The 17,234-nt window shown below is 64.2% G+C and carries 14 protein-coding genes; 8 read left to right on the forward strand and 6 right to left on the reverse strand.

What is annotated here, in order from left to right; all coding sequences use genetic code 11:
• The first annotated feature begins 163 nt into the window (after positions 1-163).
• From ABIB99_RS16065 to ABIB99_RS16075, 3 genes are read left to right on the forward strand one after another with little or no spacing between them, the layout of a single operon-like run.
• Positions 164-1,216, forward strand: a complete 1,053-nt coding sequence (locus ABIB99_RS16065; RefSeq protein WP_085403403.1) for an Ldh family oxidoreductase — start codon at positions 164-166, stop codon at positions 1,214-1,216.
• Positions 1,217-1,235: 19 nt separating this feature from the next.
• The gene (locus ABIB99_RS16070; RefSeq protein ID WP_354176547.1) at positions 1,236-2,603 is read left to right on the forward strand and encodes an LLM class flavin-dependent oxidoreductase; all 1,368 of its coding nucleotides are present in this window, start codon (positions 1,236-1,238) and stop codon (positions 2,601-2,603) included.
• 14 nt (positions 2,604-2,617) lie between these two features.
• Positions 2,618-3,403 (forward strand): fumarylacetoacetate hydrolase family protein, encoded by a 786-nt coding sequence (locus ABIB99_RS16075; protein WP_354176549.1) that lies wholly within the window; start codon positions 2,618-2,620, stop codon positions 3,401-3,403.
• Positions 3,404-3,656: 253 nt separating this feature from the next.
• Here the strand turns inward: ABIB99_RS16075 and ABIB99_RS16080 are convergent, their stop codons facing one another.
• The gene (locus ABIB99_RS16080; RefSeq protein WP_247315615.1) at positions 3,657-4,112 is read right to left on the reverse strand and encodes an Lrp/AsnC family transcriptional regulator; all 456 of its coding nucleotides are present in this window, start codon (positions 4,110-4,112) and stop codon (positions 3,657-3,659) included.
• A gap of 152 nt (positions 4,113-4,264) precedes the next feature.
• Between ABIB99_RS16080 and ABIB99_RS16085 the strand changes: the two genes are divergently transcribed.
• Together ABIB99_RS16085 and iaaH are read left to right on the forward strand one after the other, a co-directional pair.
• Positions 4,265-7,714 (forward strand): indolepyruvate ferredoxin oxidoreductase family protein, encoded by a 3,450-nt coding sequence (locus tag ABIB99_RS16085; RefSeq protein ID WP_354176550.1) that lies wholly within the window; start codon positions 4,265-4,267, stop codon positions 7,712-7,714.
• A 76-nt stretch (positions 7,715-7,790) separates the two neighbouring features.
• Positions 7,791-9,209 carry an indoleacetamide hydrolase gene (gene iaaH / locus ABIB99_RS16090; protein WP_354176552.1) on the forward strand — a complete coding sequence of 473 codons (1,419 nt, stop codon included), beginning with the start codon at positions 7,791-7,793 and terminating at the stop codon, positions 9,207-9,209.
• Positions 9,210-9,446: 237 nt separating this feature from the next.
• Here iaaH and ABIB99_RS16095 read toward each other — a convergent pair whose 3' ends face one another.
• Positions 9,447-10,355, reverse strand: coding sequence for a LysR family transcriptional regulator (locus ABIB99_RS16095; RefSeq protein ID WP_071909470.1), 909 nt, complete (start codon positions 10,353-10,355; stop codon positions 9,447-9,449).
• A 141-nt stretch (positions 10,356-10,496) separates the two neighbouring features.
• Here ABIB99_RS16095 and ABIB99_RS16100 point away from each other — a divergent pair, with 141 nt between their 5' ends.
• The 3 genes from ABIB99_RS16100 (at position 10,497) to ABIB99_RS16110 (ending at position 13,870) form a co-directional block, all read left to right on the forward strand.
• Positions 10,497-11,648, forward strand: a complete 1,152-nt coding sequence (locus tag ABIB99_RS16100; protein ID WP_354176554.1) for an HlyD family secretion protein — start codon at positions 10,497-10,499, stop codon at positions 11,646-11,648.
• A gap of 116 nt (positions 11,649-11,764) precedes the next feature.
• Positions 11,765-13,381, forward strand: coding sequence for an MDR family MFS transporter (locus ABIB99_RS16105; protein ID WP_354176556.1), 1,617 nt, complete (start codon positions 11,765-11,767; stop codon positions 13,379-13,381).
• A gap of 27 nt (positions 13,382-13,408) precedes the next feature.
• Positions 13,409-13,870: a carboxymuconolactone decarboxylase family protein gene (locus ABIB99_RS16110; RefSeq protein ID WP_354176557.1), complete on the forward strand. Its 462-nt coding sequence runs from the start codon at positions 13,409-13,411 to the stop codon at positions 13,868-13,870.
• A gap of 140 nt (positions 13,871-14,010) precedes the next feature.
• Here ABIB99_RS16110 and ABIB99_RS16115 read toward each other — a convergent pair whose 3' ends face one another.
• The 4 genes from ABIB99_RS16115 to ABIB99_RS16130 form a co-directional block, all read right to left on the reverse strand.
• Positions 14,011-14,871: a D-amino-acid transaminase gene (locus ABIB99_RS16115; RefSeq protein ID WP_063985665.1), complete on the reverse strand. Its 861-nt coding sequence runs from the start codon at positions 14,869-14,871 to the stop codon at positions 14,011-14,013.
• A 125-nt stretch (positions 14,872-14,996) separates the two neighbouring features.
• A complete protein-coding gene (locus ABIB99_RS16120) occupies positions 14,997-15,728 on the reverse strand; it encodes an amino acid ABC transporter ATP-binding protein (RefSeq protein WP_014491857.1) in 732 nt (243 codons plus the stop codon).
• A gap of 12 nt (positions 15,729-15,740) precedes the next feature.
• Entirely contained in the window at positions 15,741-16,433 is a 693-nt protein-coding gene (locus ABIB99_RS16125) for an amino acid ABC transporter permease (RefSeq protein ID WP_071909465.1), read from the reverse strand.
• Positions 16,434-16,437: 4 nt separating this feature from the next.
• Complete coding sequence (locus tag ABIB99_RS16130) at positions 16,438-17,169, reverse strand: amino acid ABC transporter permease (RefSeq protein ID WP_071909464.1); 732 nt, start codon at positions 17,167-17,169, stop codon at positions 16,438-16,440.
• Positions 17,170-17,234: the final 65 nt, after the last annotated feature.

Raw genomic sequence — 17,234 nt, forward strand, 5'->3', positions numbered from 1 at the left:
GTCGGGAATGCCGCCGCACGGGAGGATTCTTCGACGAAAGGCGCGCTCTCTTTACGATTTTGCAGCCCTGTATTGGTTTACGGGAGATTGATATCGCTCCCACGCTTTGAGACGATGGCTCCCAACAAGCAGCCCGTTAAGGGCACAATGCCGAGGGAACGCCATGCCCGTCGTCAAGACCGACCGCCTCACGCTCATCAGCGCCGCGCTGCTCCGTGCCGCCGGAGCTTCCGACGAAGAGGCCGATGCGGTGGCCACAGGCTGCGTCAACGCCAACCTCGCCGGTCACGACTCCCACGGTGTGATCGCGGTTCCGACCTACATCGACCGCATCAAGGCCGGCCACATCGTGCCCGGCGCCAAATGGACCATCGTCCAGGAATCGCCGACCACGACCGTGATCGACGGCCAGTGGGGGTTCGGCTTCCACGTCAACGCCAAGGCGATGGCGCTGACGATCGAGAAGGCGAAGACGGCGAACGTCGCCGCCTGCACCGTGTTCCGGCAAAGCCATGTCGGCCGCCTCGCCGCCTATCCTCTGATGGCGATGCGCGAAGGCATGATCGGGATTGCGACGGCGGATTCCGGCCGCTCGCCGAAGCACGTGGCGCCGTTCGGGGGCAAGGAGGCGCGGCTCGGCACCAACCCGATCTCGATCGCGGTGCCGTCCGATCTCGACGCGCCGTTCTATCTGGACATGGCGACCTCGGCGGTTGCGGCCGGCAAGATCCAGCTCGCGGTCGCCCGCGGCGAGGAGATTCCGACGGGCTGGATCATCGATGCCGAGGGACGGCACACCACCGACCCCACGCAATATCGCAAGGGCGGCGCGCTGCTGCCGCTCGGCGGCACCGAGGGCTACAAGGGCAGCGGCCTCGCCGCGATGGTCGAGGTGCTGTGCGGCCTGCTCACCGGCCTCGGCTTTGGCGTCGAACCGACCGGACGTCACAATGACGGATGCTTCATGGCGGTGTTCAACGTCGCAGCGTTCCGCCCGCTGAAGGATTTCAAGCGCGAGGTCGCCGAATTCGCGCGCTATCTGAAATCGACGCCACCCTCCGAAGGGAGCAAGGGCGTGTACTATCCCGGCGAGATCGAGGGGTTGCGCGAGCAGCAACGCCTGCGCGACGGCATCGAGATCGAGGATGCGACCTGGGAAAAGCTGCGCGCGCTGGCGGGCGAGTACCGGCTCGACACGGTCCTCGATCTGGCCTGACGGAATTTGGGAGAACAGCATGACGCGGCAGATGGTATTGGTCGGCTTCCTCCAGGCGCAGAACTGCACGAATTTGCCGAGCTCGTGGCGACATCCGGACTCGCGCGACGATTCGATGTCAGCGGACTATTATCAAGAGATCGCCAAGATCCTCGAAGCCGGCAAATTCCACATGGCGTTCTTCGACGATCGGCTGGCGATGCCCGACCGTTACGGCAACGATCATGCCCACACCGTCGAATACGGCATCCGCTGCGTGAAGATGGATCCGCTGATCGTGCTGACCACGATGGGCATGGTCACCGACAAGCTCGGCCTCGGCGCCACTTGCTCGACGACCTATTACGAACCGTTCGACGTTGCGCGCCGGTTCGCAACCCTCGATTTGATGTCCGGCGGGCGCGCGGGCTGGAACGTCGTCACCTCGCTCAATGACGGCGAGGCGCTCAACATGGGCCGCGATTCCCATCCCGAACATGATTCGCGCTACGACCGCGCCGACGAATTCATGGAGGTCGTGCTCGGGCATTGGGACACCTGGGAAGACGGCGCGCTCATCATGGACAAGAAGAGCGGCCGTTTTGCCGATCCGGCCAAGGTGAAGCGGCTCGATCACAAGGGCGCGGCCTTCAAGTCCCGTGGTCCCTTCACGGTACCGCGCTCGGACCAGGGCCATCCCGTCATCATCCAGGCCGGCGCATCCGGCCGCGGCCAGCGCTTTGCCGGCCATTGGGGCGAGGTGATCTTCACGGCCGCGCGCAATCTCGCTGGTGCCAAGGAAGGTTACGCCGCCGTTCGAAACGAGGCAGCCAAGGCTGGCCGCGATCCCGATCAGATGCGCCTTTGCAATTTGACGACGCCGGTCTGCGCCGCGACCAAGGCCGAGGCTGAGGACAAGATGGCGCTGATCAACAAGCTGCCGCTCGAGATCGACGCGCTGTCGCTGCTTGCCGAAGCGCTCAATTACGATTTCGCCTCCAAGGACCTCGACGAGCCGTTGACGACGGACGAACTGAAGAGCATGCAGGGCATTCTGGGCCTCCGCGACGGCGTGCTGAAGAATTCCGGCAAGAGCAATCCGAGCGCGCGCGACTTCGTCACCTTCTCCGGCCGCGGCCAGGTCCACGACGCCATGGTCGGCGGTCCCAAGGAGATCGCAGACAGGCTGGAAGAGATGTTCGTCGAGCGTGGCTGTGATGGGTTCGTCATCGCCGCGACCTATGTGCCCGGTTCCTACGCCGATTTCGTGCAACATATCGTACCGGAATTGCAGCGCCGCGGCCTGTTCCAGAAGGACTATCGCGGCAAAACGCTGCGGGAAAATCTCGGGCTGAAGCGGCCCGTGGCCGGCGCCTGGAAGGTACAGCCGCGCGATGCCGCGGAATAACTGGAGGATCCGACATGCGCTGGCTGAAATTCACTGCCTCGGACAAGACCTCCTGGGGAATTGTCGAGGGCGACCAGGTGATCGCGGTCAACGGCGATCCCTTTGGCGAATGGCAGCGCACCTCGCGCACGCATCCGCTGGCGCAGGTTCGGATCGAGCTGCCGCTGATCCCGCGCACCTTCTATTGCGTCGGCTTGAACTATCTGAAGCACCTGAAGGAAGCCGCCGACAAGCGCGGCGAGGTGCCGGCCGTCCCTGATAGACCCGAGATCGGCTACCGCGCCCAGAACGCGCTGATCGCGCATGACGAGGACGTCGTGATCCCGTCCTTTGCGACGGACAAGATCCACTATGAAGGCGAGCTCGTCGTCGTGATCGGCAAGAAGGTGAAGCATCTCACCAAGCAGAATGCGATGGATTGCGTGTTCGGCTACACCATCGGCAACGACGTCAGCGAACGCAGCTGGCAGAAGGCCGACCGCAGCCTGTGGCGCTCGAAGAACGCCGACACGTTCAAGCCGATGGGCCCTTGGATCGAAACCGAGGCCAATCTGGCGAAAATGGAAACCGTCGTCCGGGTCAACGGCAAGGAGACCAACCGCTTCTACACCAACGACATGATCTTCGGCGTGGTGCCGTTCCTGGTCGAGCTGACGAAGTATTTCACGCTGTGGCCCGGCGATGTGATCTGGATGGGCACGGACGGCGCCTCGCCTGACATCGGGCACGGCGACGTGGTGGAGATCGACATCACGGGGGTGGGGACGTTGCGGAACAGGTTTGTTCGGGAGCAGCGGTAATCCTCATCCTGAGGAGCTTGCGAAGCAAGCGTCTCGAAGGATGAAGGCCCGGCTCTCGGCCTCGCCCTTCGAGACGGCCGCTGCGCGGCCTCCTCAGGGTGAGGAGATAGAGTTGTATACGCCGCGAAATCAACAGTGCCGTAGGGTGGGCAAAGCGAAGCGTGCCCACCGCATTCGTAATGGAGGCGAGATGGTGGGCACGGCGCAAGCGCGCCTTTGCCCACCCTACGGCACCACGGCACTTCCCGCGCAATCAAAACGGCAGCGCCACACTCGTCTTGATCTCCTTCAGCACCACGTTGCTGCGGACGTAGCGGATGCCGGGAATGCGGAACATGAACTCGTCGAGGAACCTGTTGTAGGCCACCATGTCCTGCACGACGACGCGCAAATGATAGTCGGCGTCGCCCGTGGTCGCGAAACACTCCAGCACTTCGCGCCGCGTGGTCACCCGCGCGACGAACTCGTCGACGAATTTGGCATCGTGCCGCTCCAGCGAGACATGCAGGATGGCCGACATCGCAAAGCCCGCCTGCTCGCGCGCGATCAGCGCGGCATAGCCCTGGATGACGCCGGCCTCCTCCAGCGCACGCACCCGGCGCCAGCACGCCGAGGTGGACATGCCGACCTCGTCGGCGAGCTGCTGGTTGGTGGCGCGGCCGTCCGTCTGGAGATGGGCGAGAATCCGCGCGTCCTGCTCTTCAATCATGGAAGCCCCCGATTCGGTAATTTCTACCGAATTATGCCATCTTCCGCAAAATTTTACCGAATTATCGATCAAGACAGGGTGAATAGGCAAGACCTACCAGCCTGCCCGGCATACCCTCCCGTCATCAGGCAGGATGCCGCGCGAGGTCCGCCATGGACGCCGTTCCATCACTCGACAGCTACGAGCTCTCAGACCGCTACGACCGCGAAGAGGGGCGCGTCTTCCTCACGGGCACGCAGGCCATCGTCCGCATCGCGCTCGACCAGGCGCGGCGCGACCGCGCCGCCGGGCTGAACACCGCCGGCTTCATCTCCGGCTATCGTGGCTCGCCGCTCGGCGGCGTCGATCTCGAGCTCTGGCGCATCCAGGAGCGGCTCAAGCGGGATCGCATCGAATTTCTCCCTGCGGTGAACGAGGACCTCGCGGCAACCGCGGTGCTCGGCTCGCAGCAGGTCGAGACGCAGGCAGATCGCGAAGTCGATGGCGTGTTCGGGCTCTGGTACGGCAAGGGCCCGGGCGTCGATCGCTCCGGCGATGCCCTCAAGCACGGCAACGCCTATGGCTCCTCGCCACGTGGCGGCGTGCTGGTCGTTGCCGGCGACGACCATGGCTGCGTCTCCTCCTCGATGCCGCACCAGTCCGACGTCGCCTTCATGAGCTGGTTCATGCCGACGCTGCACCCCGCAAGCGTCAGCGAATATCTCGAATTCGGCGAATTTGGCTACGCGCTGAGCCGCTTCTCCGGCATGTGGGTCGGCTTCAAGGCGATCTCGGAAATCGTGGAGTCGGGCGCATCCGTCGCGCTGCGCCCGCCGCGCGCCTTCCAGACGCCTGACTTCACGCCGCCGCCGGGCGGACTGCACTATCGTTGGCCCGACCTGCCGGGCCCCCAGATCGAGGAGCGGCTGGAGGCGAAGAAGCACGCGGTTTACGCCTTTGCAAAAGCCAATCCGATCGATCGCCACATCTACGATATTCCCAATGCCACTTACGGCATTGTCACGACGGGCAAGGCGCATCTCGACCTGATGGAGGCCCTGCGGCTGATGGGCCTCGATGAAGCGGCCTGCCGCAACATCGGCATCGACGTCTACAAGGTCGGCATGGTCTGGCCGCTGGCGCTGCATGACGCGATGGACTTCGTGAAAGGCAAGCGCGAGATCCTCGTGGTCGAGGAAAAGCGCGGCATCATCGAGAGCCAGTTCAAGGAATATTTTTACGACTATCCAGGCTCAAAGCCCGAGCGCATGGTCGGCAAGCACGACGAGCGAGGGGCGCGGCTGATCTCCTGGATCGGCGAATTGTCGCCGCGTGCGCTCGCTGGCGTGCTGGCGCGCCGGCTCGATCCGATGTTCCCAGGCCTCAATCTCGCCGCACGCGCGGCCGGCTTGATGCCTGAGGCCGCGCGCACGATCAACGTCAGCGGTGCGACGCGCACGCCGTATTTCTGCTCCGGATGTCCGCACAACACGTCGACGAAGGTGCCGGAAGGCTCCAAGGCACTGGCCGGCATCGGCTGCCATTTCATGGCGAGCTGGATGGACCGCGAGACCTCCTCGCTGATCCAGATGGGCGGCGAAGGCGTCAACTGGGCGGCGTCGTCTCGCTTCACCGGCCACAAGCACGTGTTCCAGAATCTCGGCGAAGGCACCTACTACCACTCCGGCTCGATGGCGATCCGGCAGGCGATCGCCGCCAGGGCCAACATCACCTACAAGATCCTGTTCAACGATGCCGTGGCGATGACCGGCGGCCAGCCGGTCGACGGTCCCATCAGCGTGCATGCCATCGCCCACAGCGTTCGCGCCGAAGGCGTGGGGCGCATCGCGCTGGTGTCGGACGATCCCGCGCAGTTCTTGCCGGCTGACCTGCCGATCGGCGTGACCATCCATCCGCGCGAGGAGATGGACGCCGTGCAGCGCGAGCTGCGAGACATTTCCGGCGTCTCTGTCCTGATCTATCAACAGACCTGCGCCACCGAGAAGCGTCGCCGGCGCAAACGCGGACAGATGGCCGACCCAAGGCGCTTTGCCTATATCAACGATCTCGTCTGCGAAGGCTGCGGCGACTGCTCGGTCGAATCCAACTGCCTCAGTGTCGAGCCAAGGGAGACGCCGTTCGGTCGCAAGCGCCAGATCAACCTCTCGTCCTGCAACAAGGATTTTTCCTGCCTCAACGGCTTCTGCCCGAGCTTTGTCACCGTCGAAGGCGCGACGCGCCGGAAGAAGAGTGCGAGCGAAATCGACGTAGTCGGTCGCGCGGCTACGCTTCCCCTACCTGCTCCCGCCGCGCTCGACCATCCCTACGACCTGCTGGTAACAGGCGTCGGCGGCACCGGCGTGATCACGGTCGGCGCGCTGATCGGCATGGCCGCGCATCTCGAGCGGCGTGGCGTCTCCGTGCTGGATTTCACGGGCTTTGCACAGAAATTTGGTCCCGTTCTGAGCTTCATCCGCCTTGCGTCAAGTCCAGACGAGCTGCACCAGGTCCGCATCGACCAGGGCGCGGCCGACGCGCTGATCGGCTGCGACCTCGTCGTCAGTTCCTCACCTAAGGCGTCCGGCACCTATCACCGCGGCACACGCGCCGCCATCAACACTGCGGAGATGCCGACCGGCGACGTCGTCCGCTTCCGCGACGCCGATCTCGCCTCGCCTGCCCGCCTGCGCGCGATCCGACAAGTCATTGGCAACGACAATCTCGACACCATCAACGCCAACGCGCTCGCCGAGCGGCTGCTCGGCGATGCAGTCTATGCCAACATCATCATGCTCGGCTTTGCCTGGCAGCGCGGGCTTATTCCGGTCGCGCTGCCGGCGCTGCTGCGCGCGATCGAGCTCAACGGCGTCGCGGTCGAACGCAACAAGCAGGCCTTTGCCTGGGGCCGGATCGCCGCGGCCGATCCGGAATTTTTGCCGGGGAGTGACGAGGCGCCCGAAGCCGAGACGCTCGATCAGATCATCGATCGCCGCGCCGATTTCCTCGCCGCCTATCAAGACGCCGCCTATGCGATGCGCTATCGGGCGACCGTCGCGAGGGTCCGCCGGGCCGAAGCCGCTCTGAGCAGTGAGGTGCTGACCGAGGCGGTCGCGCGCGCCCTGTTCAAGCTGATGGCCTACAAGGACGAATACGAGGTGGCGCGTCTGCACATGCAGAGCGGTTTCCTCGGCGAGCTGAAGCGCGAGTTCGAGGACGGTTTTCGCGTCCAATATCACCTTGCGCCACCGTTCCTGCCGTCAAAACCTGACGCACGCGGCCGTCCGCGCAAGCGCGCTTTCGGCCAGTGGATCCAGATGCCGCTCGCGATGCTGGCGCGGTTGAAGGGATTACGCGGAACGCCGTTCGATCCGTTCGGCTACACGAATGAGCGGCGCACTGAACGGGAATTGATCGCCTGGTATGAAGGCCTGATCGAACGCATGCTCGGCCAGCTCGAGGCAGCACATCTTCCCGACCTCGTTGCCGTCGCAAAAGCGCCGATGGAGATCCGCGGCTACGGACCAGTGAAGGACACCGCGATCGCCAAGGTGAAGCCCGAGGTCGAGCGGCTGCTCACGAATTTGACGACGTCGGTAACGCAAAAGATGCACGCCCACGGTTGACGCGGCACCAGTGAGGCCTCAGCCTCCGGACTTTAGGCGGCCCCCTGTTGGCGCCCCTGCAATCGGATGACGCATCATGGATTTGGACCAGTTGACCCTGAGTCAGGCCGTCGCCGACCTGCGCGCCGGAAAAGTCACGAGCACCGCACTTACGACGGAAGCACTGAGCCGCGCCAAAGCCCATGCCGAGCTCAATGCCTTCGTCACGCTGGACGAGGCCGGCGCCCTGAAAGCCGCTGCCGCATTCGACGCGACGGGCGACAGGACAAAGCCGCTCGGCGGCGTGCCCATCGTGATCAAGGACAACATCGAGGTCGCGGGACTGCCCTGCAGCGCCGGCACACGGGCACTGAAGGACTACGTTCCGAAGGCCGATGCGCCCGTAGTCGCGAAGCTGCGGGCTGCAGGCGCCGTCATCATCGGCAAAACCAGTATGCACGAGCTCGCCTTCGGCATCTCCGGCTACAACACCGCGTTCAAGACCGGCGCGGAGTTTGGCGTGCGCAATGCCTATGACCGCACGCGGATCGCCGGCGGCTCCTCGTCCGGCACGGGCGCCGCGCTCGGCGCGCGGATCGTCGCGGGCGGGCTCGGAACCGACACCGGCGGATCGGTCCGTGTCCCCGCCGCGCTGAACGGATGCGCCGCGTTGCGCCCGACGGTCGGGCGCTATCCGCAAGCTGGCATCGCGCCGATCTCGCACACCCGCGACACCGCGGGGCCCATGGCCACGACGATGGCGGATGTCGCGCTGCTCGATCGCGTGATCGCAGGCGGCGACGCGATTGCGCCGGCTGATCTGAAGCAGGTGCGGATCGGCATCGCGAGATCGATGCTGACCAATCTCGACACCGATACGGAAGCCGCGTTCCACGCGGCGATCGCAAAAGCGAAGGCGCAGGGCGTCACGGTCGTCGAGATCGAGATGCCTGAGCTCGCCGAGCTCAACGGCCAGGTCAGCTTTCCCGTCGCGCTGTATGAGGCCTATGACGACATGGTCGCCTATCTCAAGCACACCGGGACCGGCCTCAGCATCGAGGCGCTGGCTGAGAAGATCTCCAGCGCCGACGTGAAAGGCATCTATGATAGCATGGTGATCCCGCGAAAACTGCCCGGCCCCGACAACGTGCTGTTCGATGCGAGGCCGATCTATGACGCCGCAATCAAGACCGCACGCCCCGCGCTCCAGGCGCTCTACGGCAATACGTTTGCCAGCAACAAGCTCGACGCCGTCGCCTTCCCGACCACGCCGCGCGTTGCAATTGCCTCCAATCCGGACGCCAGCAGTCTCGAGAATTTCGGCCTGAGCATCCAGAACACCGATCCCGGCAGCAATGCCGGCATTCCCGGTGTCCAGATCCCGATCGCGCTTGGCGCGACAAGCAAATTGCCGATCGGACTTGAGTTGGATGGTCCTGCGGGAAGCGATCGCCGCTTGCTCGCGATCGGCGTGGCGCTCGACAGCGTGTTCGGACGACTGCCCGCACCGCGTTGACGCTCTCGTAGGGTGGGCAAAGCGAAGCGTGCCCACCACCTATCATTGATGGGTGGTGGGCACGGCGCTTCGCGCCTTTGCCCACCCTACGGCTCTGCCGCTTGAGGCGAACATATATCTATCTCCTCACCCTGAGGAGCTTGCGAAGCAAGCGTCTCGAAGGGCGAGGCCACCAGCAGGGCCTTCATCCTTCGAGACGCGCGTTCCGCGCTCCTCAGGATGAGGAACGACGACGTCTCACGCATACGGATTGATCAGCTTCTGCTGCTCGGCGCTGTGCTGGACGAGCATGTCGATGAAGGTCCTGACCTTCGCCGACAGATGATGCCGATGCGGATAGACCGCGTTCATCGACATCTCGACCGGCCGGTACTCCGGCAGGAGGCGCACCAGCCGGCCCGCATCAAGGTCATCCCCCACCAGAAAGCCGGCCGCAAGACTGATGCCGGCGCCCTGTAGCGCCGCCTCACGGAGCGCTTCGCCGCTGTTGGTGACGAGATTGCCGGAGACGCGCACCGAGGCCGGCGTGCCCTTACGATCGAAGAAGCGCCACTCGTCGAAGGGATAATTGATGTGGCGCACGCAATTGTGGCCGGCAAGCTCTTCGAGCGTCTGCACGCGGCCATGCGCCTCGATATAGCCGTGCGAGCAGCACAGCACGTGCCGCCAGGTCGCCAGGCTCCGCACGATCAGGCTGGAGTCCGGCGGCGCGACCATGCGCAGCGCGAGATCAAAGCCCTCCTCGATCAGATCGACATTGGTCTCGCCCATGCGCAGATCGACCTTGACCTCCGGATAGGTCGCGAGGAATTCGGCCATTACGGGCGCGACGAACGGCACCATGTGGGTGGCGGTGTGAATGCGCAGCGTGCCGCGCGGCGTCGATTGCAGCGCGCCGGCGATGTCATCGGCCTGTTCGAGATCGGCGAGGATCTGCGTCGAGCGGTCGTAATAGGCCTTGCCGATTTCGGTGAGGCTCACTTTTCGCGTGGTGCGGTTCAGCAGACGGACCCCGAGCCGGTCCTCCAGCGCCTGGACGTGGTTGCTCACCATGGTCGTGGACATGTTGAGCCGGCGGGCGGCGGCTGAAAAGCCGCCATTTTCGACCACCCGGACGAAGGCGGTGAGACTGGTGAAGCGGTCCATCGGTCTGGCTCCGGATTATCCGCTATGGGTGGATAATGCTTCCATTTCTTCCGGGATTATCACAAGCGGGAAGACAGCGCATCTTGCCGGCATCAACGGCGCACCGTTCGGACCGGGGCGGTTGGGAATTCCGAGGATGCCATGTCGAACGCTTCTTATGCTACTGAAACCAATCAGAAAATCAGCTTTCGTCCATCCCGGCAGGCGATCAAGCGGGCGGCCATCGGCTTGGCACTGGCCCTCGGAATCGCCGCGGCCGGCGACTTCGGCTACAACTACCTGAGCACCGGCCGTTACCTCGAATCCACCGACGACGCCTATGTGAAGGCGGATTCCACCATCATCGCCCCCAAGGTTTCCGGCTACATCGCGAAGGTGCTGGTTGGCGACAACGAGAAGGTCCGGGCCGGCCAGCTCCTCGCCAAGATCGACGACCGCGACTTCAAAGCCGCGCTCGACCAAGCCCGCGCCGACGTCGCCGCCGGCGAAGCCTCGGTGCGCAACATCGACGCCCAGCTCGAGCTGCAGCAGCCGATCATCGAGCAGAGCATGGCCGACGTGGCCGCGGCCGACGCCAATCTGAAATTCGCGCAGGAAGAGCGAGCCCGTTACGACGACCTGATGAAGTCGGGCTCCGGCACGATCCAGCGTGCGCAACAGACCGATGCGGCACTGCGCGCCAGCAACGCCCAATTGCAGCACGCCAAGTCAGGCCTGGTGGCCGCACAGCGCAAGGTCGACGTGCTCACCACCCAGCGCGCCCAGGCCACGGCGCAACTCGAACGGGCGCGCGCGGTTGCACAGCAGGCAGAGCTGAACCTGTCCTATACCGAGATCACCGCACCGGTGGACGGCACGGTCGGCGCACGCTCATTACGCGTCGGCCAGTATGTGCAGGCTGGTACGCAATTGATGGCGGTGGTTCCGCTCGATGCGGTCTATGTCGTCGCGAACTTCAAGGAGACGCAGCTCACGCATGTGCGTGCGGGCCAGCCGGTCGAGCTGCAGGTCGACAGTTTTCGCAATCGCACGCTGCGCGGTCACGTCGACAGCCTTTCGCCGGCCAGCGGACTTGAATTCGCGCTGCTGCCACCCGATAACGCCACCGGAAATTTCACCAAGATCGTGCAACGCGTGCCGGTGAAGATCGTGCTCGACGACCACAGCCTGACCGGCCTGCTCAGGCCCGGCATGTCGGCGGTGCCGACCATCGACACCAAGGCGACGGTGCTGACCGAGCGCGAGACGGCCAAGCACCTAGCCGACAACGCCTCCCGCCCGAACGGCGGCTGAAGCCGGGAAGGCCGGCGGGATTATCAAATCCTGCCGGACGATCCTTCCCACGCTTCCTCGATTATCAAAACCAACCGCCTAATGCATCCTGTCTCCGTGACCGAGACGAGGCTTCCATGAGCACGCTCCAACCGACCGCCGACGCCGCCCGCGCTGCCAGCATTCCCGCCCCTGCTGCGCCCGCCACGCCGGCCGTTTCCGCAAAAACCTGGATCGCGGTGATCGGCGCGACCCTCGGCGCCTTCATGGCGGTGCTGAACATCCAGATCGTCAACGCTTCGCTCGCCGACATCCAGGGCGCGATCGGCGCCGGCATCGACGATGGCGGCTGGATCTCGACCTCCTATCTGATCGCCGAGATCGTGGTGATCCCGCTCTCCGGCTGGCTTGCGCAGGTGTTCTCGATCCGCATCTATCTGCTCACCAATGCGGTCCTGTTCCTGGTTCTATCCGCGGCCTGCGCGCTGGCGCAGGACCTGCCGCAAATGATCGTGCTGCGCGCGGTGCAAGGTTTCACCGGCGGCGTGCTGATCCCGATGGCCTTCACGCTCATCATCACGCTGTTGCCTCGCGCGAAGCAGCCCGTCGGCCTTGCGCTGTTCGCGCTATCGGCGACGTTCGCACCGGCGATCGGCCCGACCATCGGCGGCTATCTCACCGAGAATTTCGGCTGGCAGTACATCTTCTACGTCAACCTCGTGCCCGGCGCGATCATGGTCGGCATGCTCTGGTACGCGCTCGACGCCAAGCCCATGAAGCTTGCGCTGCTGCGCGAGGGCGACTGGGCCGGCATCATCACCATGGCGATCGGCCTGTCGGCGCTTCAGACCGTGCTGGAAGAGGGCAACAAGGACGATTGGTTCGGCTCACCCTTCATCGTCAAGCTGTCGGTCATCGCCGCCACCGCGCTGACCGCCTTCCTGATCATCGAGCTCACGGCGAAGAAGCCGCTGCTCAATCTGCGCCTGCTGGTGCGCCGCAATTTCGGCTTCGGCATGCTCGCGAACTTCCTGCTCGGTGTCGCGCTCTACGGTTCGGTGTTCATCCTGCCGCAATATCTGGCGCGCATCCAGGGCTACAATGCCGAGCAGATTGGCATGGTGCTGGCCTGGACCGGACTGCCGCAACTCGTGCTGATCCCGCTGGTGCCGCGCCTGATGCAGAAGTTCGACGCGCGGATCATCATCGGCGCCGGCTTCGTCCTGTTCGCGGCCTCGAACTTCCTGAACATTTATATGACCAACGATTACGCTGCCGACCAGCTGTTGTGGCCCAATGTCGTCCGTGCGATCGGCCAAGCGCTCGTGATGGCGCCGTTGTCGGCTGTGGCGACCGCTGGCATCGAAGCGGAGAATGCTGGCTCGGCCTCGGGCCTGTTCAACATGATGCGCAATCTCGGCGGCGCCGTCGGCATCGCGCTGCTTCAGACCTTGCTGACCAAGCGCGAGCAATATCACTCCAACGTGCTGATGCAGTCGGTCTCGGTGTTCGAGCAGGCGACGCGGACGCGGCTGGAGCAGCTCACCCAGTATTTCATCAATCACGGCGTGCTCGACCGCGCCGACGCCGCGCATCGCGCCTATGTCGCGATCGGCCACACCGTGCAGAAGCAGGCTTACATCTTCGCCTTCAGCGACACCTTCTATCTGCTCGGCATGGCACTGATCGTGGCCCTGATCGCCGTATTCTTCCTGAAGAAACCCGGCCAGACCTCGGCCGGTGGAGCTCACTGAGATCAACCCCAGCAAAGGAGAACGACCATGAAGCCCCGCATGAACTTCTACCAGGCCGCCCCCGACACGATGAAGGCGCTGATGGCGCTGGAGGAGCAGATCCAATCGACGGGACTCGAGAAATCGCTGATCGAGCTCGTCAAGATCCGGGCGTCGCAGATCAACGGCTGCGCTTTCTGCATCAACATGCACACCGAGGGCGCCCGCAAGCGCGGCGAGACCGAACAGCGCATCTATCTGCTCAACGCCTGGCGCGAATCCCCGCTTTATACCGATCGCGAGCGTGCCGCGCTGGCCTGGACGGAATCAGTGACGCTGATCTCCGAGACCCACGCGCCGGACGACGTCTACGAGCAGGTCCGCGCGCAATTCTCCGACGCGGAGACGGTGAACCTGACGATGCTGATCGGGGCGATCAATGCCTGGAACCGGATCGCGATCGCGTTCCGCGCGGTGCATCCGGTGAAGGTGAAGGCGTCGGTGGCGTAGGCCGCAACGCCGCCTCGCGCGCAAATCTCGTAGGGTGGGCAAAGGCGCACTTGCGCCGTGCCCACGTCTTCTGACGCCTCCGCTGAAGGAATGGTGGGCACGCTTCGCTTTGCCCACCCTACGATAGCTGAGCGTGTGGCTCAGACCGCCGTCGCCTTGGCGAACTCGATATAAATCTCCCGCAGCCGCGTGGCCATCGGGCCGGGCTTGCCGTCGGCGACCTTCTTGCCGTCGATCGCAACCACCGGCTGGACGAACAGCGACGCCGAGGTGGCGAAGGCTTCCTTGGCGGCGAGCGCCTCGGCGACCGTGAAGGAACGTTCCTCGACGCGGAGCTGACGCTCTTCGGCGAGCGCCACCACGGCCTTGCGGGTGCAGCCCGGCAGGATCGCGTTGGAGTTCTTGCGGGTCACGATGACGTCGTCCTTGGTCAGGATGAACGCCGAGGACGAACCGCCCTCGGTGACGTAGCCGTCTTCCAGCATCCAGGCCTCGCCGGCGCCGGCTTCGGCCGCAGCCTGCTTCGCCAGAACCTGCGCGAGCAGCGCCACGCTCTTGATGTCGCGCCGCTCCCAGCGGATGTCGGGCACGGTGATCACGTTGATGCCGGTCTTGGCCGAGGCGGCGTTGATGATGTCCTTCTCGGAGGTGAACATCACCAGGCTCGACTTGACGTCGCCCTTGGGGAAGGCGAAGTCGCGGCCCTTGTCGGCGCCACGCGTGACCTGGAGATAGACGAGGCCGTTCTCGACCTTGTTGCGCGCGATCAGCTCCTTCTGGAGCTCGGTGATGCGCTCGACCGTCTCCGGCAGCTTCAGCTTGATCTCGCCCACCGAGCGCTCCAGGCGCGTCAGATGCGAAGCGTTGTCGACCAGCTTGCCGTCGAGCACGGCCGAGACCTCGTAGATGCCGTCGGCGAACAGGAAGCCGCGATCAAGCACCGAGATCTTGGCGTCCGAGAGCGGGACGAATGAGCCGTTGACGTAGGCGATCGAGTCCAAGGCAGGTCTCCTGGCGGGAGTGGGGAATTTGCCAGTTCGTATACGGGATTTGTTTGGGCCACGAAACCCTCAACCCGTCATTCCGGGCCCGCGCCAAGAGGCGCGTCCCGGAATGACAGCAGAGGTTAGTGCGACAAAATCTTCGACAGGAACTTCTGCGCGCGGTCGCTGCGCGGCTTGCCGAAGAAGTCCTCCTTCGCCGCGTCCTCGACGATCTCGCCGCGGTCCATGAAGATGACGCGGTTGGCGACCTTGCGGGCAAAGCCCATCTCGTGGGTGACGACCATCATGGTCATGCCTTCGCGGGCGAGATCGACCATGACGTCGAGTACCTCGCTCACCATCTCGGGATCGAGCGCCGAGGTCGGCTCGTCGAACAGCATGACGATCGGGTCCATGGCAAGCGCGCGGGCGATCGCGACGCGCTGCTGCTGGCCGCCCGAGAGCTGCGCCGGAAATTTCTGCGCCTGCTCCTTCAAGCCGACGCGGTCCAGGAGCTGCATACCCTTTGCCACAGCCGTGTCGGACGACCGTCCTAGCACCTTCTGCTGCGCGAGGCAGAGGTTGTCGATGATCTTCAGATGCGGGAACAGCTCGAAATGCTGGAACACCATGCCGACGCGCGAACGCAGTTTCGGCAGATTGGTCTTGGGGTCATTGACCTTGGTGCCGTCGACGCTGATGTCGCCCTCCTGGAACGGCTCCAGCGCATTGACGCATTTGATCAGCGTCGACTTGCCCGAGCCCGAGGGGCCGCAGACCACGACGACCTCGCCCTTGGTCACGCTGGTGGTGCAGTCGGTCAGCACCTGGAAGGTCGGGGTGTACCATTTGTTGACGTGGCTGATTTCGATCATGACCGATGCGCTCTATCGAATGATGGCGATGCGCGACTGGAGGCGGCGAACGCCGAAAGACGCGATGCAGGAAATGGTGAAGTAGACGACGGCGGCAAACAGATACATCTCGACCAGACGGCCATCGCGCTGCGCGACCTTGCTGGCCGCGCCGAGGAAGTCCGGGATCGACAGCACATAGACCAGCGAGGTGTCCTGGAACAGCACGATGGTCTGCGTCAGCAACACCGGCAGCATGTTGCGGAACGCCTGCGGCAGCACGACGTAGCGCATGGTCTGCGCGTAAGTCAGGCCGAGCGCGTTGGCGGCGGCCGGCTGGCCGCGCGAGATCGACTGGATCCCGGCGCGCATGATCTCGGAGAAGTACGCCGCCTCGAACATGATGAAGGTGATGAGCGAGGATGCGAACGCGCCGACGCTGATCGGACGCGCCGCGCCGGTCACCCACTGCCCGATATAGGGCACCAGGAAATAGAACCAGAAGATCACCAGCACCAGCGGCAGCGAGCGCATGAAGTCGACATAGACACCCGCGATGCGCCCGAGTGTCTTGTAGCCGGACAGCCGCATCAGGGCGATCGCCGTGCCGAAGATCAGGCCGCCGAGGGCGGCGAGCGCCGTCAGCGTCACCGTGAAGGTCATGCCCTCGTAGAACAGATAGGGCAGCGAGCGGCGGATGACCTCGAAATCGAGATTGCTGAACATGGTGCTATTTCCCCGTGATGTAGCCGGGGATCGCGACCCAGCGCTCGAGGAAGCGCATCGCGGTCACGACAATGGCGTTGACAAGGAGATAGAGCAAGGTCGCGGCCGTGAAAGCCTCGAACACCTGGAACGAGAATTCCTGCATCGAGCGCGCCTGACCAGTCAATTCGATCAGGCCGATCGTGATGGCGACAGCGGTGTTCTTGATGGTGTTGAGGAACTCGGAGGTCAGCGGCGGCAGGATGATGCGGAACGCCATCGGCAGCAAAATGTAACGATAGGACTGCACGGTGGTGAGCCCGAGCGCGGTCGCCGCCATTTTTTGGCCGCGCGGCAGCGAGCCGATACCGGCCTGCAATTGTATCGCGACGCGGGCCGACATGAAGAAGCCGATGCCGATCGCAGCCGTCCAGAACGGCGCGTTCGGCAGCTGCTTCAGCCAGAGGCCGGCGGCCTTCGGCAGCAATTCCGGCAGCACGAAGAACCACAGGAACAGCTGCACCAGCAGCGGCATGTTGCGGAAGAACTCGACCCAGCAGAAGCCGAACCAGTAGGCGCCCTTGGACGGCAGCGTGCGCATGACGCCGACGAGCGAGCCGAAGATCAGCGCGATGATCCAGGCGAGCGCCGCCGTCTTGAGGGTCAACACCAGTCCCGACAGCAGCATATCGAGATAGGTGCCGGTCCCCATCGGGTTCGGCTCGAAGAAGATTCCCCAGTTCCAGTGGTAGTTCACGTGTCCCCCGCGCGAACGCGCCAGCTATGGATGTCCCGGCGCCTATGCAAATGTCCGGCCACTCT

Source organism: Bradyrhizobium sp. LA6.1 (assembly GCF_040547805.1).
Taxonomy (GTDB): Bacteria; Pseudomonadota; Alphaproteobacteria; order Rhizobiales; family Xanthobacteraceae; genus Bradyrhizobium; species Bradyrhizobium barranii.

Coding starts and splice junctions, on each gene's coding strand:
- ABIB99_RS16105 (WP_354176556.1), top strand. CDS start 11,765: ATGAGCACGCTCCAACCGACCGCCGACGCCGCCCGCGCTGCCAGCATT.
- ABIB99_RS16065 (WP_085403403.1), top strand. CDS start 164: ATGCCCGTCGTCAAGACCGACCGCCTCACGCTCATCAGCGCCGCGCTG.
- ABIB99_RS16070 (WP_354176547.1), top strand. CDS start 1,236: ATGACGCGGCAGATGGTATTGGTCGGCTTCCTCCAGGCGCAGAACTGC.
- ABIB99_RS16125 (WP_071909465.1), bottom strand. CDS start 16,433: ATGTTCAGCAATCTCGATTTCGAGGTCATCCGCCGCTCGCTGCCCTAT.
- iaaH (WP_354176552.1), top strand. CDS start 7,791: ATGGATTTGGACCAGTTGACCCTGAGTCAGGCCGTCGCCGACCTGCGC.
- ABIB99_RS16085 (WP_354176550.1), top strand. CDS start 4,265: ATGGACGCCGTTCCATCACTCGACAGCTACGAGCTCTCAGACCGCTAC.
- ABIB99_RS16110 (WP_354176557.1), top strand. CDS start 13,409: ATGAAGCCCCGCATGAACTTCTACCAGGCCGCCCCCGACACGATGAAG.
- ABIB99_RS16100 (WP_354176554.1), top strand. CDS start 10,497: ATGTCGAACGCTTCTTATGCTACTGAAACCAATCAGAAAATCAGCTTT.
- ABIB99_RS16095 (WP_071909470.1), bottom strand. CDS start 10,355: ATGGACCGCTTCACCAGTCTCACCGCCTTCGTCCGGGTGGTCGAAAAT.
- ABIB99_RS16075 (WP_354176549.1), top strand. CDS start 2,618: ATGCGCTGGCTGAAATTCACTGCCTCGGACAAGACCTCCTGGGGAATT.
- ABIB99_RS16080 (WP_247315615.1), bottom strand. CDS start 4,112: ATGATTGAAGAGCAGGACGCGCGGATTCTCGCCCATCTCCAGACGGAC.
- ABIB99_RS16120 (WP_014491857.1), bottom strand. CDS start 15,728: ATGATCGAAATCAGCCACGTCAACAAATGGTACACCCCGACCTTCCAG.